The following is a 272-nucleotide window of genomic DNA, read 5'->3' on the forward strand; positions in this document are numbered from 1 at the left end:
CGACAGCGGCGAGCTGGCAGTCATCTACGGCCGTCGGCGTCTGGGAAAGACCCAACTCGTTCAACACTCGCTCCGCGATCGGGACGACGCCGTCGTCTATCAGGGCACAGAGACTACTGCACAGCTCCAACTCGACGAGTTCGTCGACGTTGCCGCCGAGACGTTCCCTGGCATCACGAACATCAAGCGGGACTGGGAGGCACTCCTCGGCTATCTCGGTGACCAGAACGCGGTCGTCGTCTTAGACGAATTCCCCTATCTCATCGACGCTG

General features: G+C 61.0%; 1 protein-coding gene. It reads left to right on the plus strand.

Features of this window, described 5'->3' with window-relative positions; all coding sequences use genetic code 11:
- Nucleotides 1-13 precede the first annotated feature (13 nt).
- Nucleotides 14-272: ATP-binding protein (locus HKX41_11540; protein ID NNC24765.1), on the plus strand; the 259-nt coding region annotated here is incomplete at its 3' end.

It is taken from the genome of Salifodinibacter halophilus (assembly GCA_012999515.1).
Lineage (GTDB): Bacteria > Pseudomonadota > Gammaproteobacteria > Nevskiales > Salinisphaeraceae > Salifodinibacter > Salifodinibacter halophilus.